The sequence below is a fragment of the Streptomyces sp. SID5464 genome (assembly GCF_009862985.1).
Classification (GTDB): domain Bacteria; phylum Actinomycetota; class Actinomycetes; order Streptomycetales; family Streptomycetaceae; genus Streptomyces; species Streptomyces chartreusis_D.
This window is the reverse complement of the sequence record NZ_WWIQ01000076.1, coordinates 102,268-102,570: the sequence shown is the minus strand read 5'-3', so window position 1 is coordinate 102,570 and position 303 is coordinate 102,268. Positions and strand designations below refer to the sequence as shown.

1 protein-coding gene is annotated in these 303 nt (G+C 71.0%); it reads left to right on the top strand.

Features of this window, described 5'->3' with window-relative positions:
• Positions 1–303, top strand: a 303-nt coding sequence (locus GTY47_RS37870) for a HAMP domain-containing protein (protein ID WP_010042024.1), incomplete at both ends; no start/stop codon positions are given.

The following is a 303-nucleotide window of genomic DNA, read 5'->3' as shown; positions in this document are numbered from 1 at the left end:
GTCGAAGAAGATCACGGTCGACGCCCGCGGCGAGATCCTCGAGCTCAAGGACACCGTCAACACGATGGTGGAGCAGCTGCGCGCCTTCGCCGACGAGGTCACGCGCGTCGCCCGCGAGGTCGGCACCGACGGCCGGCTCGGCGGCCGGGCCCAGGTGCTGGGCGTCTCCGGCGTCTGGCGGGACCTGACGGACAACGTCAACTCGATGGCCGACAACCTCACCTCCCAGGTGCGCAACATCGCCCAGGTCGCGACGGCCGTGGCGCAGGGCGACCTGTCGCGGAAGATCGACGTGGACGCGCG